The 23,203-nt window shown below is 69.8% G+C and carries 19 protein-coding genes; 10 read left to right on the top strand and 9 right to left on the bottom strand.

Annotated elements, in window-relative coordinates; translation table 11 throughout:
- Positions 1 to 195: 195 nt before the first annotated feature.
- From AAFN86_RS20070 to AAFN86_RS20050, 5 genes are all read right to left on the bottom strand, one after another.
- The gene (locus tag AAFN86_RS20070; RefSeq protein WP_347545329.1) at positions 196 to 2,280 is read right to left on the bottom strand and encodes a hypothetical protein; all 2,085 of its coding nucleotides are present in this window, start codon (positions 2,278 to 2,280) and stop codon (positions 196 to 198) included.
- Between the two features lie 229 nt (positions 2,281 to 2,509).
- Complete coding sequence (locus tag AAFN86_RS20065) at positions 2,510 to 3,097, bottom strand: LysE family translocator (RefSeq protein WP_347545328.1); 588 nt, start codon at positions 3,095 to 3,097, stop codon at positions 2,510 to 2,512.
- A 96-nt stretch (positions 3,098 to 3,193) separates the two neighbouring features.
- Positions 3,194 to 3,661, bottom strand: coding sequence for a RidA family protein (locus AAFN86_RS20060; protein WP_347545327.1), 468 nt, complete (start codon positions 3,659 to 3,661; stop codon positions 3,194 to 3,196).
- Between the two features lie 72 nt (positions 3,662 to 3,733).
- On the bottom strand, positions 3,734 to 4,393 hold the full coding sequence (locus tag AAFN86_RS20055; RefSeq protein WP_347545326.1) for a hypothetical protein: 660 nt from the start codon (positions 4,391 to 4,393) through the stop codon (positions 3,734 to 3,736).
- Positions 4,394 to 4,493: 100 nt separating this feature from the next.
- Entirely contained in the window at positions 4,494 to 6,080 is a 1,587-nt protein-coding gene (locus AAFN86_RS20050; RefSeq protein ID WP_347545325.1) for an ABC transporter substrate-binding protein, read from the bottom strand.
- A 198-nt stretch (positions 6,081 to 6,278) separates the two neighbouring features.
- Here AAFN86_RS20050 and AAFN86_RS20045 point away from each other — a divergent pair, with 198 nt between their 5' ends.
- The 4 genes from AAFN86_RS20045 to AAFN86_RS20030 all read left to right on the top strand — a co-directional run bounded on the left by AAFN86_RS20045 (position 6,279) and on the right by AAFN86_RS20030 (position 11,762).
- A complete protein-coding gene (locus AAFN86_RS20045; RefSeq protein WP_347545324.1) occupies positions 6,279 to 7,310 on the top strand; it encodes an amino acid ABC transporter substrate-binding protein in 1,032 nt (343 codons plus the stop codon).
- 40 nt (positions 7,311 to 7,350) lie between these two features.
- Positions 7,351 to 8,343 carry a TAXI family TRAP transporter solute-binding subunit gene (locus tag AAFN86_RS20040; RefSeq protein WP_347545323.1) on the top strand — a complete coding sequence of 331 codons (993 nt, stop codon included), beginning with the start codon at positions 7,351 to 7,353 and terminating at the stop codon, positions 8,341 to 8,343.
- A gap of 36 nt (positions 8,344 to 8,379) precedes the next feature.
- On the top strand, positions 8,380 to 10,671 hold the full coding sequence (locus AAFN86_RS20035; RefSeq protein ID WP_347545322.1) for a TRAP transporter fused permease subunit: 2,292 nt from the start codon (positions 8,380 to 8,382) through the stop codon (positions 10,669 to 10,671).
- Positions 10,672 to 10,739: 68 nt separating this feature from the next.
- Entirely contained in the window at positions 10,740 to 11,762 is a 1,023-nt protein-coding gene (locus tag AAFN86_RS20030) for an amino acid ABC transporter substrate-binding protein (protein ID WP_347545321.1), read from the top strand.
- Between the two features lie 148 nt (positions 11,763 to 11,910).
- Here AAFN86_RS20030 and serA read toward each other — a convergent pair whose 3' ends face one another.
- Positions 11,911 to 13,161, bottom strand: coding sequence for a phosphoglycerate dehydrogenase (gene serA, locus AAFN86_RS20025; protein WP_347545320.1), 1,251 nt, complete (start codon positions 13,159 to 13,161; stop codon positions 11,911 to 11,913).
- A 152-nt stretch (positions 13,162 to 13,313) separates the two neighbouring features.
- Between serA and AAFN86_RS20020 the strand changes: the two genes are divergently transcribed.
- The 5 genes from AAFN86_RS20020 (at position 13,314) to uraH (ending at position 17,325) form a co-directional block, all read left to right on the top strand.
- On the top strand, positions 13,314 to 14,492 hold the full coding sequence (locus AAFN86_RS20020; RefSeq protein ID WP_347545319.1) for a urate hydroxylase PuuD: 1,179 nt from the start codon (positions 13,314 to 13,316) through the stop codon (positions 14,490 to 14,492).
- 82 nt (positions 14,493 to 14,574) lie between these two features.
- Complete coding sequence (locus AAFN86_RS20015; protein ID WP_347545318.1) at positions 14,575 to 15,288, top strand: hypothetical protein; 714 nt, start codon at positions 14,575 to 14,577, stop codon at positions 15,286 to 15,288.
- Complete coding sequence (locus AAFN86_RS20010; protein WP_347545317.1) at positions 15,288 to 15,947, top strand: hypothetical protein; 660 nt, start codon at positions 15,288 to 15,290, stop codon at positions 15,945 to 15,947. Before AAFN86_RS20015 ends, AAFN86_RS20010 begins: the two co-directional genes overlap by 1 nt.
- Before the next feature lie 5 nt (positions 15,948 to 15,952).
- Positions 15,953 to 16,954 (top strand): hypothetical protein, encoded by a 1,002-nt coding sequence (locus tag AAFN86_RS20005; protein ID WP_347545316.1) that lies wholly within the window; start codon positions 15,953 to 15,955, stop codon positions 16,952 to 16,954.
- Positions 16,955 to 16,962: 8 nt separating this feature from the next.
- Positions 16,963 to 17,325, top strand: coding sequence for a hydroxyisourate hydrolase (uraH, locus tag AAFN86_RS20000; protein WP_347545315.1), 363 nt, complete (start codon positions 16,963 to 16,965; stop codon positions 17,323 to 17,325).
- A 9-nt stretch (positions 17,326 to 17,334) separates the two neighbouring features.
- Here uraH and AAFN86_RS19995 read toward each other — a convergent pair whose 3' ends face one another.
- From AAFN86_RS19995 to AAFN86_RS19985, 3 genes are all read right to left on the bottom strand, one after another.
- On the bottom strand, positions 17,335 to 18,006 hold the full coding sequence (locus AAFN86_RS19995) for a hypothetical protein (RefSeq protein WP_347545314.1): 672 nt from the start codon (positions 18,004 to 18,006) through the stop codon (positions 17,335 to 17,337).
- Between the two features lie 226 nt (positions 18,007 to 18,232).
- Positions 18,233 to 19,435 (bottom strand): DUF1501 domain-containing protein, encoded by a 1,203-nt coding sequence (locus AAFN86_RS19990; protein ID WP_347545313.1) that lies wholly within the window; start codon positions 19,433 to 19,435, stop codon positions 18,233 to 18,235.
- Positions 19,432 to 20,733 (bottom strand): DUF1800 domain-containing protein, encoded by a 1,302-nt coding sequence (locus AAFN86_RS19985; RefSeq protein ID WP_347545312.1) that lies wholly within the window; start codon positions 20,731 to 20,733, stop codon positions 19,432 to 19,434. Before AAFN86_RS19985 ends, AAFN86_RS19990 begins: the two co-directional genes overlap by 4 nt.
- A 232-nt stretch (positions 20,734 to 20,965) precedes the next feature.
- On the opposite strand from AAFN86_RS19985, the gene fusA reads away from it, so the two are divergent.
- Entirely contained in the window at positions 20,966 to 23,047 is a 2,082-nt protein-coding gene (gene fusA, locus AAFN86_RS19980) for an elongation factor G (RefSeq protein ID WP_347545311.1), read from the top strand.
- Positions 23,048 to 23,203: the final 156 nt, after the last annotated feature.

Raw genomic sequence — 23,203 nt, 5'->3', positions numbered from 1 at the left:
CTTCACCTGGTGCCGGGCGCCACAGGTGGGAGACAGTCGTTGGGGCTTAGCTGGCGCGGCAGGGGCATGGCCCTTGTGCAGTGCTCGTCGTTCGGGCAGGCACCGAACCGCCGCGCCTGGCGCCAAATCCCCGCGGTCCAGGGGCCCGTAGGCCCCTGGCGGGGTGGTCTGGAGGGGCGGTGCCCCTCCATCCTTTCAGCTCCCGCGCTGCATCAACGCAATCACCGCGCGCTGCCAGGCCTCCCACGCCTGATCCGCGGCCGCACCCGCCTGGTCGGCATCGCGGCTCGCGGCATTCAGGCGGCGACGCGCTTCCTGCTGCTCCGGCCCGGTGCGGTCCTCGGCGGCCTGGCGGGCGCGTTGCAGCGCCTGGTCGGTGCTGCGATACGCGCGTTGCTTCAGCCGCGCATCGTCGAGCAGCCGGCGCAGCTCGCCCATCGTCTCGACCACGGCAGCGAGGTCGGCGCGGCCCGGCACATCGGCGGGCGTGCGCGCCAGCATCTCCTGCAGCCGTTCCATCGTGCCCGGTCCGCCGGGCAGGCGGCGCAGGTTCTGCTCGAGGTCGAAGGTCTGCCAGCGCAGCAGGATCGGCTCGCCCAGCCCGCTGTCCCAGAACGGGATGGATTGGGTCATCGGGCGATCATAGGCGAGGTTCAGGGTCTGCGGCCCGCCCTCCAGCATCGCTTCATGCCGCAGGCCGAAATCGCCCTGGGAGACGATGGTGAAGCGCGGGGTGGCACCCGGGCGGACCGGCATGTCGATCACCACGGGCCCGCGCGCGCCGCGCGGATCGATGGCGATCGCCGTCTGTTCCGTGCGCACCATCTCGAGCACGACGGAACCACGGCGCAGCGCGATGCGCGCGACGCGCTCGGTACTGGTGCCGGCCTGCGACACCTGCACGTCGCGGTCGCGCCCGAAGGCGAGGATGCGGCCATCGCCGGCCGGCATGGCGCGGATCTCGGCATCGCCCAGGAAGACGCCGGCTTCCGGCCCCTCCGCGCCGTACACGGTGGCAAGCCCGTCCGGCAGCGTGTGCGGGGACGCGTTGCGGATGCGCACCGCCTGCAGCGGGGACCGCGCATTGAGGTCCTGGATCCACCAGACGCGTTCGGCCGGCAGCCGGACATCCAGGAAGGGGACATTCGCGGTCTCGCCGCTGCGGATTGTCACCGGTTCGGCGAGCACGAAGGCGACGCGCCCGGCGGAAGCCTCGGCCGTGGCGCCGGCCGCCGGGTTGGCGGTGTCGGCGATGCCGGCGCCGACCGGCGCATCGGGGGCGCCGGCGCGGCGCGCCATCTGCGGGGCCCCGGCGGCAAAGGATTCGCGCGCGGCCATGGTGGCGGGCGGCGGCGCCGGCGCTGGCAGCGGGATCGGGCGTCCGCCGGTGTCGGGGCGCACCTGCACCGCGCCGGCGATGCGCACTGGCAATTCGGGCCGCGGCACGGTGATCGGGTCGTAGATGCGCTGGCGGAAGGCGGCGGCCTCGCCCGAGACCAGCGCCAGCCGCACGCGGTCCCAATCGCTGCCGGACGCGTTCTCGACCACCGCCCAGCCCTGCAGGCGGGCCTGCGGCCCGGGGGCGGCGGGCGTGGCGGGCGCCGGCGGTGCCGCGCCCATCGGCGGCACCAGCAGCCGGTAGGACGGCTTCCACAGCGGCGCGCCGGCGACATACAGCACCGCGACCTGGCGGGCGCGATCGGCGCGCAGGCGGATGTCGATGCGCCGTTCATCGGCGCTGCGCGCGGCGGCCAGCGCTTCCGCGGCACGCGAGACGCGTCCGGCGAGCGCCTCGTCGAGCAGCTTCACCTCGTCGCCTTCGCGCAGCAGCACGGTGACCAGGCCGCGTCCGGTGATCAGCGTCAGGCGCAGGCCGCCCGGCGCGCCGGCGACCGCCGCGACCTCGGCGGCGTCGGCGATGCGCCCGCGCGCGCCGCCCGCCTCGGCTTCCTGGCCGCGCAGGGCGGCGAGCAACTGGGCGCGGCTGTCGAAATCCTCGGCCCGCAGGGGCAGGCCGCGGAAGGCCTCGCCGGTCAGGTCGCGCGCTGGCAGGCGCAGCCCTTCGACGGTGCCGGCGGTGTCCACCACGATCAGGCTGCGCAGCAGGTCGTCCACTTCGTCGGTGGGCGCGCGGAAGGTGACGTTGCCATCGGCGGGGACCTCGCCGGCGCGCTCGATCTGCGCGAGGCCGGCGGAGGACAGCGTGACGCTGCGCACCGGCAGGTCCGTCGCGAGCGCCGTCGAGGCGGTGAGCAGGAAGGCGAGTGTCAGGCGGCGCATGGCGTTGTCCTCTCCGCGGGGCGCGGCGGAGGGTAGGGAGGCCGGCCGGCGCGGTCCAGCGACGGAGGGCGGCAGGCCTGAACCGCTTCAGGATGGGTGTTGCCGGGCCCTCGGCCGCCGTGGATTCGCGCCGTGCACTGGTGTGCCGGGGGTGACGGACGGGTTGGTCACGCTTCGCGCGCGTGGATCGCGGCGTGGCCGCGACCCGGAGACCGGCGCGCTGTGCCGCCTACAGGAAGGCGGGCAGCAGCGATCCCACCATGAGCAGCGCCATGGCGATGTTGAATCCGCGCAGCGCCGATCGCGTGCGGAGCAGGCGCGCCGCACCGGTGCCCAGGCCCGCCCAGACCAGGGTGCAGGGCAGGCAGACCAGGGCGAATACGGCGCCGATGCGCAGCGTCTCGGCCAGCATGTCGCCTTCCGGCGTGGTGAAGGCCGGGATGGCGGCCAGCGCGATCATCCACGCCTTGGGGTTCACCCATTGGAACAACGCCGCGCCGATGAAGCCGAGCGGCGGGCGCGACGGCCCGTCGCCCGGTGCCCCGGCGCGCGCGATCTTCCAGGCCAGCACCAGCAGCCAGGCGCCGCCGCCCCATTTCAGGACGGCATGTAGCGCCGGCCAGGCTGCGAAGGGCCCGGCAAGACCCAGGCCGACCACCACCAGCATGAGAGCGAAGCCCGCCGCGATGCCGAACATCTGGGGCAGCGTCGCGCGAATGCCGTAATTGGCCGCGGCAGCCGCAACCATCAGCACGTTCGGCCCCGGCGTCACGGAGGTTGCGATGGCGAAGGCGAACAGCGGCAGGAGCGTTTCCATGATACGACGATAGGTCAGTTATACTGACATACACGTGCGCTCTCGTGGTGTTGCCCATGCGCGTGCCGCGATCCTGCCACGCGCGACCGCCGCCGCTCAGTCGAGAATGCGGAAGATCGCCTCGATCTCGACGGGGATGCGGCCCGGCAGGGAGGCAAATCCGACCGCCGATCGGGCGTGCCTGCCGTTGTCGCCAAGCACAGCGACGAACAGGTCGGAACAGCCGTTGATCACGCTCGGATGATCCTCGAAATCAGGGTCGGCGTTCACCATGCCGAGCACCTTGATCGCCTTCAGCTTCGCCAGGCCGCCCGCGCCCTCGGCGGCGGCCGCCAGCAGGCCAAGCCCGACGAGCCGCGCGCTGGCATAGCCGTCCTCGACGCTCATCTCGCTCGGCACCTTGCCACGCGGGCGCGGCCCGGTCGTCACGCGCGGCCCCTGGCCGGAGGTCCACAGGATGTTCCCTTCGACGCGATAGGGCACGTAGGTCCCGATCGGCTTGGGCACCGGCGGCAGGGTCAGGCCCAGCGCGGCGAGGCGCTGTTCGGGGGTCTGGTCGGACATGGCGTTCGCTCCGTCATCACTCACGCCATGCGACACGAGCCCGGCTATCCGGGCAAGGGCGGATGCGGCGGTTCAGCCGCGCTCGACCTGGAACTGGTCCATGTCGTTCACGCCGAGGAACTCGCCCTCATAGGCGGTCTTCATCGCGCGCAGGAAGGGCGCGACGTCGTCGGTGCCGACCTTGTACTCGCCCATGTTCGGGTCGAAGAAATAGAAGCTCCGGTTGAACCCGAGCCCGAAGGTGCCGTGCGAGCAGTAGGACGCCACCATGTGGGCCGCGTCGCCCGAGGTGGTGCTCAGCCCCATGTTGTAGAGGCAATACGCGCCGGTCGTGGTGGCGCCACGGACCAGCGCATCGATCGAGGCAGGCCGCGGGTTGTCCACCACCGTGCCGGCGATGATCCGCAGGACGTAGGTTTCGAGGGCCGGCCCGAACCAGCCGCGGTAGAGTTCCTCGGTGCCGCCATCGCCGTCGCTCGCCATCATGATGTCCTGGCTGCGACCGCCGAAGCGGAACCCGGCATGGCTCACCAGCGCGGCCTTGCGCTCCTCGGGCGTCTCATCGTGGAACATGATGCGCCGCGCAACCCAGACCATCGACAGGCCGCAGCAGATGCCCTGGCGCTTGGCGTCGTTCAGCGGCGCGTTGAACAGCGCCTGGAATTCCTGATCGTTCGACAGCACCGCACCCTGCGACATGTCGAACGTCTTCGTGTAGCCCGGCACGTCCATGAAGCGTGTCTCCCCTGCGGTCGAACCCGACCGTTTCGGCGGGCAGCCTATGGGCTTCCTCTCGGCTCCGCAACAAGCCGCCGGCGCGATGCCGCTGCCCTCAACTACGCCGCACGTTGATCGGCAGCGCCATGCCTTTCTGCACGCCGCTGATGTCCCTTCGCCAGGCGCTGTCGATGAAGTACTGGCCGAGAGGGATGAACGGCAGGTCCTGCCAGAACTGCGCCTGGATGCTGCGGGCGATCTGCTGCTGCATGTCGATCGGCCCGGCGGAGAACCACGCGTCGCGCATGGCTTCCAGCGTCGGGCTGGTCGGCCAGCCGAACCAGGCATTCGCCCCGTTCGCGCGCAGCAGCGGATGCTGGCCGGGATTGGCAAGGTCGATGCCGCCGAACAGCACCACCAGCGCATTCCACCCGCCCTGGTCCGGCGGGTTCCGGTTGGCGCGGCGCTGCAGCACCGTGCCCCAGTCCGATGTCGCGCTTTCCGCATTCAGGCCGGACCGCTTCAGCGCATCCGTCAGCACGGTGGTCAGCGCGTTGTTGTTCACGACATCGGTGGGGTGCAGCACCGTCACCTTCTGCCCCGCATAGCCCGCCGCCTGCAGCGCGGCGCGCGCCGCATCGGTGCTGCGCGGACCGGTGACGGCGGCGATGCCCTCATCATTCGCCAGCGCCGAGGAACGCGGGAAGACGCCCATCCCGTCGGACCACAGGGAGCGGTCGTCGCCCATGATCGACGTCATGAAATCCGCCTGGTTGATGCTGTGCAGCAGCGCGCGGCGGATCGCCGGATCGTTGAACGGCGGATGCAGGTGGTTGAAGCGCAGCATCGCCATCAACCCGCCGAAATCGACGCGCTCGAGGATGATGTCGCGATGCCGGCGCATCACCGGGCGCAGGTCGGGGGCGACCTGTTCCCACCAGTCGATCTCGCCGGATTGGATTGCGGCGGCGGCGGTGCCGACATCGGCCAGGATGCGGAACTCGACGCGTTCGAAATGCGCGAGCTTCGCCCCGCCCAGCAGGGAAGGCGCCGCCGGCGCGGGCCGGTAGGCATCGAAGCGGCGATAGACGGCGCGTGCACCCGACAGCCGTTCCTCGGCCACGAAACGATAGGGGCCGGAGCCGACGACCTCGGTGAAGGGCCGCGCCGGATCGACATCGGCGAAGCGCTCCGGATAGATGAAGCAGGGATAGGATGACGGCTTGCCGAGTGCGGCGAGCATCACGCCGAAGGGCGTCTTCAGGCGGATCTCGAAGCGGCGGTCATCGATGGCACGCATCGCCTCGGTGCGTTCCGCCAGCGATTGGCCAAGGGAATCGAGCCGCGCCCAGCGACGGATGGATGCCACCGCATCCGCCGCACGGATCGGTTCGCCATCATGGAAGCGTGTGCCTTCGCGCAGTGTGAAGACCCAGCGCAGCCCGTCCTGTTCGACGACATGGCCTTCGGCCAGTTGCGGCCGTGGCACGAAATCGGTGTCGAGGCCATACAGCGTATCCCAGCACATGTGCCCGTGGTTGCGCACGCCGTAGGACGTGGTCGACATCGGATCGACCGCGGTGACGTCGGCCTGCGGAATGAAGCGCAATGTGTGCGCCGCGGCCCCCTGCGCGATCGCCGGGCGCGGCTGCGGCGCGACGGCGAGCCCCGCCCCGCCGAGAAGGATGGATCTGCGCTGCATGCCCGGGCTCCTGCATCCGAAGCCGGCAGTCTCGGCAGGGGCTGCGCCGGCTGCAAGCATCGCGTGCATGCGGGCCGAAGCAAGCCGTGGCGGGGCACGCCCCGGTGGCTTGCGTGCCTGCCGCCCTGCATGCCACCGTTCCCAATGCCCGCCCGGCAGCCCGTGGCACGAACATCGGCGAGAGAGGGAGACTGAGCGATGCGAGACATCCTTCGCGCCATCGCGCTGTCCTTTGCCGTTGCCTTCGCCACGGAGGCGGCGGCGCAGAACGTGCAGCCGGGGCCCACCTTGCAGGGGGTGCGCCAGCGTGATGCGCTGCTGTGCGGCGCGGCACCCAATGCGCCTGGCTTCGGCGCGCCCGACAGCCGCGGCGACTGGCAGGGGATCGACCCCGACATCTGCCGCGCGCTCGCCGCCGCGGTGCTGGGCGACGCCACCAAGATCCGTTTCTTTCCGCTGACCAGCCAGGCGCGCTTCGCCGCGCTGCAATCGGGCCAGATTGATGTGCTGCCTCGCACCGTCACCTGGACGCATTCGCGCGATACCGCGGTGGGGCTGAACTTCACCACGCCTGTCTTCTATGACGGCCAGGGCTTCCTGGTGCGCAGATCGGCCAATATCCGCCAAGCCACCGACCTCGCCGGCGCCACCATCTGCACCTTCGCCGGATCGACCAGCGAATTGAACCTGGCGGATTGGGCACGCGCCAACCGCGTGCAGTACACGCCCCTGGTGTTCGAGCAGAATGACGAGGCGCGCATCGCCTACGACAATGGCCGCTGCGACGCGATCTCGACCGACGCATCGCAGTTGATCGGCCTGATCACCGCCATGCGCGTGCCGTCCGACCATACCGTGCTGCGCGAACGCATCAGCAAGGAACCGTTGACGCCGGCCGTGCGCCAGGGCGACGACCAGTGGAACGACATCGTGCGCTGGACCATCTTCGCGCTGATCGAGGCCGAGGAGCTCGGCGTCACCCAGGCCAACGCCGAACAGATGCTGGCCAGCGACAATCCCTCGGTCCGCCGGCTGCTCGGCAATGCAGGGGACCATGGGCCGATGATGGCGCTCGACCGGCGCTGGGCCTACAACGCAATTCGCGCCGTCGGCAACTACGGCGAGATCTTCGAACGCCATGTCGGCCATGGCAGCCCGATCGGGCTGGACCGCGGCATCAATGACCTTTGGACGCGGGGCGGGCTGATGTATGCGCCCCCCATCCGCTGACCGAGACAACCCCGGAACCGGGCCGCAGGGAGAATAGATCATGGACTTCACCACAACCCGCCGCATCGCGCTGGGCGGCGCGTTGGCCTTGCCATTCATCCGCACGGCCACGGCGCAGACCACGCTCGAATGGGTGGCCGGCTCGGTAGGCGGCGGCTGGTACACCATGGCCGCCGGCCTGTCCTCGCTGATCCGGGAGGAGAACCCGGACATCCAGATCCGCGTCGTGCCCGGCGGCGGCCTGGCGAACCCGACCCGCATCAACAACGGCCAGTCGCAGATCGGCTGGGGCATCGACACCTTCTCCGCCTCTGCCGTGAAGGGCACCGAGCCCTACAGCGCGAAGCACGAGAAGATCCAGTGCCTCGGCACCGGCTATTCGCCGACCGAGCACCTGCTGCTGCGCCACACCGGCGCCGGGCCGGCGGATATGCGCGGCATCCTGACGCAGCGGGGCCTGAAGATCGGTGCGCCGCAGCGCTCCTCGACCGACGAGATGACCCTGCAGCGCATCCTGCGCTTCCTCGGATCCAGCCCGGACAAGATCCGCGCCGAAGGCGGGCGCTATCTCAACGGGTCCTATTCGGACATCGGTGCGGCCTACAATGACGGCCAGGTGGACTACGTCTATGTCGCCCTCGCCAAGCCCGCCGCGCTGATGACCGAGATCGCGCAGGGCCGCCGCAGCGGCCGCCTGACCGCCTTCCCCGACGATGTCCGCAAGCACATGATCGACGAATATTCCTATGCCGAAGGCACGCTCGAGAAGTCGGACTATCCCGCATTGCTCGACGGCGCCATTCCGGTGACGATGATGGACAGCGTCATTGTGGTGAATGAATCGGTCCCCGCCGAGATCGTGCAGAAGATCACCGCGACGCTGATCAAGAACCAGGGCCAGCGCCTGGCGACGATCCATCCGTCGATGGGCGGCTGGACACCGGCCAAGGCAGTGAATTACCGCGGCGTGCCGTTCCACCCTGGCGCGGTCGCGGCGTTCCGCGCCGCTGGCGTCAATCCGCCAGGCGCATGATTCCCGCGCACCGCGTTCATTGTTAAGGAGAGCGCGGTGCGCGACCTTTCACCCTGGCTCAGGCATTCAATCTTCGGCTGGCTCGCCTTCTGGTCCGCCGTGCATCTCTACTGGGGCGGCTTCGGGTTTCCGGAGCCGATCACCATCCGCAGCCTGCATCTGCTGGTCTTCACGCCGCCGCTGTTCCTGATGTACCCGGCCTTCGAGACGCGCTCGCCGAAGAACCGGCCGAGCGTGATCGACTGGATCTGGGCGGCGGCCTCGGCGGCGCCGCATCTGTGGGTCTTCATCCACGCGGATGCGGTCAATGACCGCATGGAATATGTCGATCCCTTCACGCCGCTGATGATGGGCCTCGCCGTCCTGTGCATGGTGACGATGCTCGAGGCCATCCGCCGTGCGGTGGAACCGGGCCTTGCCTGGATGACGGTGGGCTGCCTCGCCTACATGCAGTTCGGCCACCTGCTGCCCGGCGTACTGAATACGCGCGTCTTCACCTCGTCCGAGATCATGGAGGCCGCCTGGCTCGTGCCGACGGCCGGTGGCGTCTACGGCCCGCTGACGGGCATCGTCGCGACCACCATCGCGGTGTTCATCCTGTTTGGATGCTTCATGCAGGGCAGCGGCACCGGTCGACTATTCGCGAATTTCGGCGCGGCAGTCGCCGGGCGCTACACCGGCGGGCCGGCCAAGGTCGCGGTCGTCTCATCGGGCCTGTTCGGCACGATGAGCGGATCATCCGTCTCGAACGTCATCACCACGGGTGCGATGACCATCCCGCTGATGATCCGCATCGGCTACAAGCCGGCCGTCGCGGCGGGGATCGAAAGCGCGGCCTCGGTCGGCGGCGCGCTGATGCCGCCGGTGATGGGCGCGGCAGCCTTCGTGATGGCCGAGATCACCGGCATCCCCTATGGCGACATCATCGTCGCCGCCGCGATCGGCGCGGTGCTGTACTATTTCGCCATCCTCGCCGCCGTGCACTTCGAGGCGAAGAAGATCGGCATCCAGCCGATGGCGATAAAGGACATTCCCGCCTGGCGCGAGGTCCTGGCCGATGCGCATCTGATCATCCCGATCGGCCTGCTCGTCTATCTGATGACCGAACGCTGGAGCGGCAATTTCGCGGCCTTCTGCGCGACGTTGGCGATGATCGCGGTGTCCCTGCTGCGGGCGCGCACGCGCATGGGCTGGCGCGCGGTGATCGAAAGCCTGACCAATGCCGGGCTGACCATGGCGCCGCTCGCGGTCGCCATCGCGGCGTCCGGCGTCGTCGTCTCCGTGCTGACGGCGACCGGCATGGTCGTGGCCTTCGGCGGCATCATCAAGGAGATGTCGGGCGGCAGTTTCGCGCTGCTTGCCGTGCTGCTGTGCCTGACCGTGTTGATCCTCGGCCTCGGCATCCCGACGACGCCATCCTACATCATTGCCGCCGCGATCGGTGCGCCGATGCTGCTGGAACTGGGCCGGCCGATGGGCATCGACATGATGCAGGCGCACCTGTTCCTGTTCTACTTCGCCGTGATCGCGGATGCGACGCCGCCGGTCGCCGCATCGGCCTTTGCCGCCGCGGCCATCGCCAAGGCCAGCCCGACCATCGCCAGCCTGCACGCCTCACGCTTCGGCATCGCCGGCTTCACCGTGGGATTCGCCTTCCTGTACGACCCCGGCATCATGCTGCGCGGGGGCATCATGGAGATCGTGCTGGCGACCTCCATCCAGGTCGTCGCACTGGTAATGATCACCGCGGCCTATGCGGGGTATCTGCTGCGGCCCATGAATCTGGCGGTGCGGACCGTATTGGGGCTGATCGGATTGTTCACGGCCTTTGGCTATGCCGCGCCGGATTTCGTGCGGTTCGCGGTCGGCGGGGGCGTCCTGTGCCTGATCGCCATCCTGCAGGTATTGAGCACCCGGAAGGACACCATGATCCGCACGGCCGCCGTGTTGCTGGGCCTCTGCCTCGCTGTGCCGGCCATGGCGCAGAACGCCGCACCGCAGCTGGCCTGGACGACGCTGTCGGCCATCCGTGCGCGCGGCGTGCTGAACTGCGGCGTATCGACCGGCGACCCGGCCTGGAGCCCGCCGGACAGCCAGGGCGTCTGGCAGGGTGTCGATGCCGAGCAACGACTGCTCGGCCGGTCCGGAGATCTCGGGCCTGCTGTGGTTCTCGAGCGCGCTTGGCTGCTCAACGCGATCAGGGCGGTCGGCGATTGCGCCGAGGTTTATGACCGCCATCTCGGCGCCAACAGCCCGGTCGGGCTGGCGCGTGGACCGAACGCGCTGTGGAACGCCGGCGGGTTGCTCTGGAGCCCGCCGATCCGCTGAGCGCTCCTACTGCCCAGGGGATGCACTGCCCCCGGTTGAAACAACAATGAAACTTGGGAGAAGACACCATGAATCGGATCACTCTTGCCGCGCTCGCCCTGTTGGCGGCCGGCCCTGCCGTCGCGCAAATGGCCGCACCTGGACCCACGCTCACCACCGTCCGCGCGCGCGGCGCGGTGGCCTGCGGCGCGCATCCCGGTTCGCCGGGCTTCGGCGTAATGGACAGCCAGGGTGTCTATCGCGGGCTCGACGCCGACACTTGCCGCGCCGTGGCGGCGGCGGCGCTCGGCGATGGCGAGAAGGTCCGCTGGACGCTGCTCTCCTCGCAATCGCGGATGCCTGCGCTGCAATCGGGTTCGGTCGACCTGCTTGCCCGCACCACCACCTGGACGCAGACGCGCGACACGGCCAACGGGCTGAACTTCACCGCGGTCACGTTCTACGACGGTCAGGGCTTCCTGATCCGCCGGTCGGCCAATGTTACGCGGGCGCGCGAGCTTGATGGCGCCACGGTCTGCGTCACCTCCGGCACCACCAACGAACTGAACCTGACCGACTGGGCGCGCGCCAACAACGTGCGCGTCCAGCCGCTCGTGTTCGACCAGAACGAGGAAACCCGCAACGCCTACACCGCCGGCAGGTGCGATGCCTACAGCACCGACGCCTCCCAGCTCGCCGGCATCCGCTCGACCCAGCGCGACCCGTCCGAGCACATCATCCTGCCGGACATCATCTCGAAGGAACCGCTGACCCCGGCCGTGCGCCATGGCGACGACCAATGGTTCGACATCGTCCGCTGGACCATCTTCGCGCTGCTCGAGGCCGAGGAACTCGGCGTCACCCAGGCCAATGTCGACGAGATGCTCAACAGCCAGAACCCGAACATCCGGCGGCTGCTGGGCCAGACCGGGGATCATGGACCGCTGATGGGTCTGGACCGACGCTGGGCCTACAACGCCATCAAGGCGGTGGGGAACTATGGCGAGATCTACGACCGCCACATGGGCCCCAACACCCCGATCGGCCTGCCGCGCGGTATCAATGCGCTGTGGAACCAGGGCGGGCTGATGTACGCGCCGCCGATCCGCTGATCACCCCAGCACGCCGAATACGTTCAGCAGGATGATGACGGTCACCGGTACGCCGAGCAGCCACAACAGGATCGACTTCATCTGACGTTTCCTCCGCAGGACAAGGGTCTGTGCGGAGGAACGCGGCGATCGGCGTAAGGGTTGCGCCTCAGCGCCGTTCGTAGATCAGCCGCGCCCGGATGGTGCCGGGCAGGGCGCGGAACTCCTCCAGGATCGCCTCGGCGTCGCGCTTCGCCTCCTGGCTGTCCACCACCACGTAACCGACCGACCCGGCGGTCTGGTAGTACTGGCCGGAGATGTTCAGGCCGCGCTTGGCGAAGCTTTCGTTGATGCGCGACAGGATGCCCGGCGCGTCGCGGTGCACATGCACCCAGCGCGCCCCGGTCGGCCGCGCGGGCAGTTCCACCTGTGGGAAGTTCACCGCGCCCATCGTCGCCCCGGTGTCGGAGAATTCGATCAGCTTGCGGCTGACCTCCTCGCCGATGCGCCACTGCGCCTCGCCGGTCGAACCGCCGATATGCGGCGTCAGGATCACGTTCGGCAGCCCCTGCAGCGCAGACACGAAGGCCTCCCCGTTGCGAGAGGGCTCGACGGGAAACACGTCGATCGCCGCCCCCAGCAGATGCCCCTCGCGCAACCCGTCGGCCAGCGCATCGAGGTTCACCACCGTGCCGCGGGCGTTGTTCACGAACACCGCGCCGGGCTTCATGGCGCGGATTTCGGCCGGGCCGATCATGTTCAGCGTATCGGGCGTCTCGGGCACATGCACCGTCACTGCATCGGCTTCCGCGAGCAGCGCGTGCAGCGACGTCATCGGCTGCGCATTGCCATGCGGCAGCTTGCCGGTGCGGTCCCAGTAGATGACGCGCATGCCGAAGGCCTCGGCCAGCACGGACAACTGGCTGCCGATGTTGCCGTAGCCGACGATGCCCAGCGTCTTGCCGCGCACCTCCCAGGAATTCGCCGCCGACTTGTCCCATTCGCCGCGATGCGCCGCGTTGGATTTCGCGAAGATGCCGCGCATCAGCATCACGATCTCGCCCAGCGTCAGCTCGGCGACGGAGCGCGTGTTGGAAAACGGCGCGTTGAACACGGGAATGCCGCGATGGGCCGCGGCATCGAGGTTCACCTGGTTGGTGCCGATGCAGAAGCAGCCGATGGCGAACAGCCGATCGGCGGCTTCGAGCACGTCCGCCGTCACCTGGGTGCGCGACCGGATGCCGAGGATGTGGACACCCTTGATCGCCTTGATCAGGGCCTGGCCGTCCAGTGCCTTCGCTTCCCGCTTCACCGTCGCGTAGCCGGCATCGGCCAGGCGTTCCAGCGCGCTGTCGGCGATGCCTTCAAGCAGCAGGATGCGGATCTTTTCCTTGGGCAGCGACAGGCGGGTTGGGGACATCGGGGGCGCCGGAACAGGGAAGGGGGCCGCTTCCTGCGCCCTTGGCGCGGCCGAGACAAGGGCTGGCGCTCATGGCGTGGCGCTTGCTAGTCCGGTTGGGAACCCGGCAGGCCGCGGCGCGGCGGCCGGGGGTGACGCATGGGGATGCCGCGATGGACGCTGCCTATCTTTCGGAATGGGCCAACCTGCTGCTGCGTTGGCTGCACCTGATCACCGGCATCGCCTGGATCGGCACCTCCTTCTACTTTATCGGCCTCGACAACCAGCTCGACCCGGCCCGGGACGGCAATCCCCGCATCGCCGGTGAGCAATGGTCAATCCATGGCGGTGGCTTCTACCACAAGCAGAAGTACCTGCTGGCGCCGGAGAAGCTGCCGGACACGCTGCACTGGTTCAAATGGGAAGCCTATTGGACCTGGCTCAGCGGCTTCTCGCTGTTCGTGCTGATCTATTGGGGGCAGGCCAGCACCTACCTGGTGGATCCGGCGGTGTTCGACATGCGGCCCTGGGTCGCCGTGCCGGTCAGCGCGGCGCTGCTGGTTGGCGGCTGGGTCGGCTATGACCTGCTCTGCCGGTCGAAACTGGGTGAGAACGAGGCGCTGCTCGGCGCGATCGGCGCCGCCGCCCTGGCCGTCACCGCCTTCGTCTGCTGCCACCTGTTCGGCGGGCGCGGCGCTTTCCTGCAGGTGGGTGCGATGACCGGCACCATCATGGCGGCCAATGTCGCCATGGTGATCATCCCCGGCCAGAAGAAGATGGTCGCGGCGATGAAGCAGGGCGCCACGCCCGACCCGAAATACGGCCGTTGGGGCAAGCAGCGCAGCGTCCACAACACCTATCTGACGCTGCCTGTCATCTTCATCATGATCTCGCCGCACTATCCGATGACCTACCAGTCGCGCTGGAACTGGCTGGTGCTGCTGGCGGTGGGCCTGTCGGGCGCGCTGGTGCGGCAATATTTCGTGCTGCGGCAGAAGGGCGCCAATCCGGTGTGGTTGCCGGCAGCGGGAGCCGCCGTCGTCGCCCTGCTGGTGGTGACGGGTGCGCCCGATCGCGGCAGCGCGGGCGATGCGCCCCCCTTCGCCGAGGTGCAGACCATCGTCGCCTCCCGCTGCGTCGCCTGCCACGCCGCGCGCCCAACCATGGAAGGCTTCGCCGCGCCACCCAAGGGCGTGATGATGGAGACCCCCGCGCAGATCCGTCGCTGGGCGGCCGCCCTGCGCCAGCAGGTGCAGACGGAAGCCATGCCCCCCGGCAACATGACCGAGATCACGCCGGAGGAGCGCGCGAAGCTGCTCGCCTGGGTCGCGGCGGGGGCGCCGGCCGACTGACGCCGCGCGGCCGCGGTGGTTGCCGTCCCGCCATCCTGGCCTGTAAGCAGGATGGCGCACCGGCGGTGAAGGGGGGCGAGTCGTGCTGCGATCCGCGTTCACCCTTCTCGCCATCCTGCTGCCGCTGTCCGGTTGCGCGCTGCCGCCCAACACCGCCCTGCGCGACTGGGCGCGCCTCGCCAGCGTCCTGGCCGATCAGCCCGATGCCATCGCGCCGATGGCCCCGCCCGGCCGCAACGGGCTGGTCGCCCAGCAGGAAGCGCTCGCCGTCTATCTCTATGCGCTGTCGGTGCTGGCGCAGGAGGAAAGCACCCTGACCTTCCGCGCCGAGGCCTTCGCCCCGCTGGCCCCGCGTGCTGCCATGGCCGACCCCGCCGCCGGACCGGCGGTCGCCGAGATCGGCCGCCTGCTCGCCGCCGCGCAGGCTGCCAACCTTCCGCCTGGCGCGCGCGCCCGTAGCGCCGGGTCGCAGACCGTAATCGAGGATTTGCGCCTGCGCCCGCTGATCCGCGCCGCCGATGCGCCCGTGCAACTGCTGGTCGGAACGCTGTCGCGCGGTGCGGTCGGCGTGGCCGGGTCGGAACAGGACACCTACCGCCAGGTGCTGGCCGCGATCGGGGAAGGACACGCCATGCTCAAGGCGCTGGCGCCGGACATCCGGCAACGGGAGACGGCGCGCGACATCATGGCGCAGGAGGACCGGCTGCGTCGCCTCATGCTGATCCTCGCCCCCGATCCCGCGGTGGGGCTGCGGCCCGACCCGGCGGGGATGGTCGGCGCCGTGGTGCAGCCGTGATGCGGCGCATCGCCCTGGCGGTGCTGCTGGCGCTGCCCGTTGCCTGCGCCGCGCCGGACTACACCCCGGTTCGGGACTGGGCGCGCACCGCCAGCCTCGCCGCCGATTTCCCGACCGGGCGCCTGCCGCCCCCGCGCTCGGCGGATGTGCGCGACGGGGCGCTGGCGATGCGCGACGCGCTCGCCACCTACCTCACGGCGCTGGCCCGCATGGCCGATGACGGCGTGCTGCCCTATCCGGAGAACCCCTTCGCCGAACTCGCCCCGCAGGCCGGGCGCGCCGGCACCGGCGGGGAGCAGCCGGTCGCCGACCTTGGCGCCTTCCTGCGCCGGGCGACCCGGCAGAATTGGCAGGCGCCGCGGCTGCGCGAGGCGATCGGCGTCGCCGACCCCTCCGTGCAGGCGCTGGTCCGGTCCCTGACCGCGGCGGTCGGCCGCAATGCCGAGCCGGGCGAACCCCCCGCGATCGCCACGGCGCGCCAGCAATATGCCGCCATCATCGTGCGGATCGGCGAGGATCACGCCTTGCTCAAGGCCCGCGCCGCCGACCTGACGGACGAGGACGTGATCGAACTGATCCGCGCCGCCGAGGACCGCATGCGCCGCGCCGTGCTCGCTCTGCCGCGGCCGGCGATGACGGTTGCCGGGCCGTCCCGGTGAAGCGGATGCGGTGGCTGCCGTGGCTGATCGCCGTCGCGGCGATGCCAGGCCTGTCCCCGATCGCCGCCGCGCAGACCGGCGAGGAGCGGATCGAATCCATCCTCGGCCGCATCGACGACATCCAGCAGCAGCTGGGTGCGCGCGGGTCGGGCGTGCTCGGCCTGATGGGCTACAACATGACGCCCGACGGTTCCGCGAATTCGCTGCAGATCAGCCGCGGCAACGCCGCCACCGAGCTCGGCTCGTCGGTCCTGACCCTCAGCCAGCTTGGCGCCGGCTTTACCGTTGCCGAGAGCTTCCCCCTTTGGCTCGAGGGCTATCTCGGCACCGCGCGCTATGATCCCCGCGCGGTATTTACCAACCTGCCGCCGCGGCAGACCCCGCTGCGCTGGAACAACGTCGCCGCCACCATCGGCGTCGGCTACGACGTCCGGATCGGAGAATACCTGTGGCTGCGGCCGATCCTCAACCTGTCGGGCGGCTTTGCCGCGTCGGATGCCGCGCTGTTCGGCAGCTTCGTCAACTACCGCACGGATCGCGACGTCTCGGCGCTGACCGACAAGCACGTGAATGTCTGGGGCATCGGCGGATCGCTGATGCTGGCCTACTACGACCACCGCCCGGCCCGCGATATCGATGTCGAGCTGCGCTACACGCAGATCTACCTCCAGACCTTCGGCGACACGATCCAGGCGGCGCGCGGCACCTCGATGGCCAAGACGCTCGGCCTGTGGGCGCGCTACCGCTGGCCGACCGGGTGGGAGGCCTTCGGCCGGCCGGTGCGCTGGGTGCTCGACGGGTCCTTCACCAGCTATCTCGGCGACCAGGAGGATACGCTGGGCTTCAGCTGGGCGGCCAAGCTCGGTGGCGGCATCGAGATCGACGTCGGCCGCTACGAGGTTGGCGCCGCCGGGCTCAACATCTCGCGGATTCGGCTGGTGGCGCGGTATTTCATCGGCGACAACAACGTCACCGGCACGTCGGTCGGCATCGGCATTAGCTTCTGAGGTTCGGCATGGCAGGCAACGGCCCGGGCACGCTCTCGACCCATGTTCTCAACACCGCCGAGGGCATCCCCGGCACCGGGGTGCGCGTCGAGCTGTGGCGGCTCGACCCCGATCCGGCGCAGGTCACCGAGACGCTGACCAATGAGGATGGCCGCACGGTGGACCCGCTGCTGCCCGCCGGCGGCTTCCGCGCCGGGCGCTATGAGCTGCGCTTCCACATCGGTGCCTATTTCACCGCGCGGGGGATCGCGCCGGACCCGCTGTTCCTCGATGTGGTGGCCGTGAATTTCGGCATGGCGGATGGCGTCAGGCACTACCACGTGCCGCTGCTCTGCACGCCGTGGTCGTATTCGACCTATCGCGGTTCGTGACGGGCACCGCTACCGGAGATCGGCCGCACGGTCGGCCGTGAGGCGCGCATCGAGCGCCGAGAGCACCTCGCCCGGCAGGCCGAAGGCGCGCAGATGCGCCATCAGCGCCGCGGCGAGCGCGAGGTTTCCCGACCCCTCATCGTCCGGCAGGCTGTCATACTGCGCGAAGCCGGTGGCCTTGCCGACCGAGAAATAGGTAGCGAGCCGCGTCGCCTTGGCGCGCGCCCCCAGCGCGGTGTTGCGCCCGACCATCGCCTTTTCGAGCGTGCGGCCGGCCGCCATGTTGCTCTCGGGCGGCACCGCCAGCATCCGGACATAGCCGAGGCCGCCGGCGCGACCTGCTCCCTTCGGGAAGACGTGGTCGATCTGCACATCTGCCCCGTCGAGGCCCGCCGCGCCGAGTTCGCGCACCGCGAAGCGCTCGAAGGCACGGCGATAGCCGGTCTTCTCCGGCGCCAGCCACAGCTCCGGCACGTCGCCTGTCGCCGAGCGCCAGACGAAGCCCTCGCTGAGGTCAAGGTCGGGGGCGATCTCGAAGCGCCCGCCCTGCCGCCACAGCCCGTCCTCCACCATGCCGCCCAGGCCTTGGAGGCTCTGCACCCCGATCCAGGCGAGGTTGGTCGGCGCACAGAATTGCGCGACGAAGGCGGCGATCTGGCGGGTCATCCAGGCGGGGCGCATCGGGGCTTGCTCCATTCCATGCCGGCCAACCTGCCATGGAACGACCTGCGCGCGCGGTGACGGGTTTCACACCAACGGCCATGTCATGGCCCGCTGGTGCTGCGGCTTTCGCGCCCTGTGGCGATGGGCGCAAACCTCCGGCCTACCGGGCTTCGCCGGGCCGCAATCGTGGCCGCGGCGCCGGTCAGGACGTCGCGCCGGTGATGTCACACACCGCCGGCCCCCGTCACGCGCGGACCAGACCACCCATGCCCGCCACCGCATCGCTGACCGGGAAGGCGCGCGCCACCGCCTGGGCCGGCAGCTTCACGTGATCGCGCAGCAGCCCCTTGGCCAAGCTGCGCAGGTCGGTGGTCGGCGCCAGGTCGCGGCCCTGGAACAGCGCGCGTTCCGACAGCCCGGGCCAGTCGCCCGCGACGCGCCCGCCGGCCACCGCGCCGCCCAGGATGAAAGCGACACCACCCGTGCCGTGGTCGGTGCCACCGGTGCCGTTGATGCGCACCGTGCGGCCGAATTCCGTGACTACTAGCACCGCGGTGCGGCGCCAGGTCTCGCCCAGCGCCTCCTTCAGCGCCGCCAGCCCGTCATCGAGCTGCGACAGGGGGTTGTTCAGCCGGTTCACCTGCTGCGCATGGGTATCCCAGCCGCTCAGCTCGAAGGCCGCGATGCGCGGGCCGTCCGGCTGGGCGAGCAGCCGTCCGGCCGCCAGGGCCAGCACCCGGAAGGCACCGCCGGGCGGCTGCGGGCGGCCGCGGCTCTCCTCGCCCAGCGTATTCATGGCATAGCCGCGGGCGCTCAGCCCTTCCAGGATGGCGGGGCCGGTCACCGGATCGGTGTGGTTCAGCTCGGCGATCCGGGCGAGCAGGTCCGGGGAAGGCATGCCGCCGCCGCGCGGGGCGAAGGTGCCGACCTGGGTCGGCCCGCGCATGAGCAGCGGCATGTCGGTGCCGACCGCGAGCCCGTTCGGCTGCGCCCCCGGCCGCGCCGGTACGGCGGACAGCGCGCGGTTCAGCCAGCCGCTGTTCAGCCGCTCATCGGCACCCGATTCCAGCAGGTCCTGCGCGTCGAAATGGCTGCGCGTGCGCCAGTTGCCGGCGACGGCATGGATCACCATCGCCTCATTCGCCGCGTACATCGCGTGGAACTGCGGCATGCGCGGATGCAACCCGAACCGGCCGCCGAGGTCGAGCAGCCCGCCCTCCCGCCCGGGCTCGGGCAGGGCCAGGGGGCCGCGCAGCTCCCCGAAGCTCAGTTCGCCATAGGCCTGGACGGCGAACAGACCGTCGAGGCCGCCGCGCAGCAGCACGACCGCCAGCCGCGCTTCCCCCGGTGCCTGGGCGAAGGCGACGCGGGCACGCGGCAGGGTAATGGCGGCGCCGAGGCCGAGCAGCAGCGACCGGCGGCCGAGGGCAGGCAGATGGGCGTTCATCGGCGATGGAACTCCGGGGCGGTCAGCACGAGGGTCAGCGCCTCGCGCGCCGAGCCGGCGCGGCCGGCCGCGCGCAGCGTTTCGGGACGGCTGAGCGGGCCAAGCACCGCCTCGGACAGGTCGGCGGCGTCGCGCCCCGCACCGCGCCCCGCCATGCCATTGGCCCAGTCGATGCGGCGCATCATCAATTCCGGCGCGGCCCAGGCCGCCGCGCTGTCCGGGTAGCCGATCGGCGCCGGCGCGCTCCACAGGGTCTGGCCGAGCAGGCGCATGACCCCATCGGCCCGTTCCGCGCTGTCGGCCGGCGCTTCGACCGCGCGCAGTACGGCGATCACGTAGTCCTGCGAGTTGCGCAGCTTGGCGAGCGGGTTCGCCCAGGCCTCGGGCAGCCGCACCAGGGCGTGGGCGGCGGCGCCGAGGTCGCCTCGGGTGTCGCGCAGCACGCCATGGATGCGATCGACCGCGGCCGGCGGCGGGTCGTCGGCGACGAAATGCCGCACCAGCTTGGTGGCGAGGTGGCGGTGCGTCCTGTCATGCCGGGCCAGCCAGAGCAGCGCCTCGACGCCGCCTTCCTCGCCAGGGGGGAAGGTCCTGCCCATCACGGTCTTCGGGCCGGGTTCGTGGGATTGGGGGCGGAACACGAAGCCGGTCGGCGCACGCACCTGCTCGAAGCCCCAGCCGGTCAGGATGCGCGCGAAGCTGGTCACGTCCTCCTGGCTGTAGCCGGCGGCGGGGGTGATGGTGTGCAATTCCATGATTTCGCGCGCGAGGTTTTCATTCAGGCCGCGGCGCGAGCGCAGCCCCACGGGGCTGTTCGGCCCGACCGAGCCGTTGTTGTCGAGGTAGGCGAGCATGCCCGGATGGCGCGCCATGGCCAGCAGCATGTCCTCGAAGCGGCCGGTGACATGGGGGCGGATCACCTCCCGGACATACAGGCCGGTGAAGTTCGGCACCCGGGCGCGCTGGACGCACAGGTGGTTGGCCCAGAAGGCGACCAGCCTTTCCCGGAAGCCCTGTTGCCCGCCGATCGACAGTGCGAGCGCCGCGATTGTTTCGCCCCGGACGATGCGGGCCTGGTTCGGCCGCCCCACCGTACCCGCCCGCAGCAGGGCGTTGTCCTCGAGGATGGCGGCGAAGACCGCCGGCTGCGTGGTGGGCAGGTCCGAGGGCAGTTCCGGGCCCGGCAGGCCGGGCGCAAGCTGCGAATCGAGCCAGGCGACGGGGTCCGCCGGCACCGGGTCGGACGGCCGGCGCCCCTGGGCAAAGCGGATGGCGGCGATCACGGGCTTGGCGTCCATGGTCATGATTCTAAGCCCGGAGGCGGGCCGGGGGCACGCAACAAAGCGTGTCGCCCGGGCGTGGCAATGCCCGGGCCGCCATGCGCGCAGGGCTGAATCGGCGATGTTGCGCTTGCAAAGCGCGGCCGGACGTCGCAGATAGCCGCACCGACTGATCGGCGTGAACCCTGAGGGCGGCGCGGAGCGAATGCTCCAGCGCGGGCGCCCCGTTTCTGCTTAATGGAGGCCCATCGTGGCGCGCACCCCTCTCGACAAGATCCGGAACATCGGGATCACGGCGCATATCGACGCCGGCAAGACCACCACGACCGAGCGCATCCTGTACTACACCGGCAAGTCGCACCGCATCGGTGAAGTCCATGAGGGCAACACCACGACCGACTACATGGAGCAGGAGCGCGAGCGGGGGATCACCATCACCTCCGCCGCCGTGACCGCCGTGTGGGACGACCACCGCATCAACGTCATCGACACCCCGGGCCACATCGACTTCAACATCGAGGTGAACCGGTCGCTGCGCGTGCTCGACGGCGCCATCTTCATCATCGAGGGCGTGGCCGGCGTGCAGCCGCAGTCCGAGACGAACTGGCGCCTGGCGGACCGCTACAACGTCCCGCGCATCATCTTCATCAACAAGCTGGACCGCACCGGCGCCGATTTCTACAAGGCGGCGGCGACGCTGACCGAGAAGCTCGGCATCAACTGGGTGACGCTGCAGCTGCCGATCGGCATCGAGGACACCTTCCTCGGCGTCGTCGACCTCGTCGAGATGAAGGCGATCATCTGGGAAGGCGACGAACTCGGCGCCGCCTATCATGACGCGCCGATCCCCGACGACCTGAAGGAGAAGGCGGCCGAATACCGCCAGATCCTGATCGACACCTGCGTCGGCGTCGATGAGACGGCGATGGAGGAATATTTCGACAAGGGCGACGTCTCCGTCGAGACGCTGCGCCGCTGCATCAAGAAGGGCACCATCAGCGGTGAATTCCGCCCGGTGCTCTGCGGCACCGCCTTCAAGAACAAGGGCGTGCAGCCGCTGCTCGATGCGGTGATCCAGTACCTGCCGTCCCCGATCGACGTCCCGGGCATCAAGGTCGCCCCGGATGAGGGCCATGACGAGACGCAGGAACGCCGCCACATCCCGGCCGACCCGGATGCGCCTTTCGCCGGCCTGGCGTTCAAGATCATCAACGACAAGTACGGCAACCTGACCTTCGTGCGCGTCTATCGCGGCACGCTGCGCCAGGGCGACATGATCCAGAACACGACGAAGGATTCGCGCGAGCGGATCGGCCGCATGTTCCAGATGCATGCCGACAAGCGCGAGGAGATCAAGGAAGTCTCCGCCGGCGACATCGCCGCCTTCGTGGGCCTGAAGGACACCGGCACCGGCGACACGCTGGCGTCGAACGACGACCCCGTGATCCTCGAGCGCATGGCCTTCCCGGTCCCGGTCATCGACATCTCGGTCGAGCCGAAGACCAAGGAAGGCGTCGAGAAGATGACGATCGGCCTGCAGAAGCTGGCCGGCGAGGACCCCTCGCTGCGCCTGCGCACCGACCAGGAGACCGGCCAGACCATCCTGTCCGGCATGGGCGAGCTGCACCTGGAGATCATTGTCGATCGCCTGAAGCGCGAATACGGCGTGGACGCCAACATCGGCGCCCCGCAGGTCGCCTATCGCGAGACGATCACCAAGCCCCACACCGAGATCTACACCCACAAGAAGCAGACCGGTGGTTCGGGCCAGTACGCCGAGGTGAAGATCGTCTTCGAGCCGAAGGAACGGAACGAGGGCATCGAGTTCGTCAACGGCGTGGTCGGCGGCGCGGTGCCGCGCGAATACGTCCCGGCGGTCGAAAAGGGCATCAAGGTGCAGGCCGACACCGGCGTGCTCGCCGGCTTCCCGACGGTGGACTTCAAGTACACCCTGGTGGACGGCAAGTACCACGACGTGGACTCGAGCGCGCTGGCCTTCGAAATCGCCGCCAAAGCCTGCTTCCGCGAAGGCATGAAGAAGGCCGGCCCGGTCATCCTCGAGCCGATCATGGACGTCGAGGTCACCACCCCACAGGACCATGTCGGCGACGTCGTCGGCGACCTGAACCGCCGCCGTGGCGTGATCCAGTCGCAGGACATGGCCGGCACCTCGGTGATCGTGCGCGCCCACGTCCCGCTGAAGGAGATGTTCGGCTACATCTCGAACCTGCGCGGCATGACGAAGGGCCGCGCGTCCTTCTCCATGCAGTTCCACCACTACGACCCGGTGCCGCGCAACGTCGCCGAGGAGATCATGGCGAAGTCCGCCTGATCCAACGGTTCGGACCGACCTGAAGGCGGCGCGGAGGGGATCCCCTCCGCGCCGCTTCGCATTTCGGGGTGCCTCGACACGGCTGGCCGGGCGCCGCATCCTGGCGATGTCGCTGATGTCGGATCGCCCGGCCACCGACCAAGGCCGAGGATGTCG

Source organism: Roseomonas sp. CAU 1739 (assembly GCF_039839775.1).
In the GTDB taxonomy this organism is placed as follows: Bacteria; Pseudomonadota; Alphaproteobacteria; order Acetobacterales; family Acetobacteraceae; genus Neoroseomonas.
Note: the sequence above shows the minus strand (reverse complement) of the source record. Positions and strands in the feature narration are given on the sequence as shown.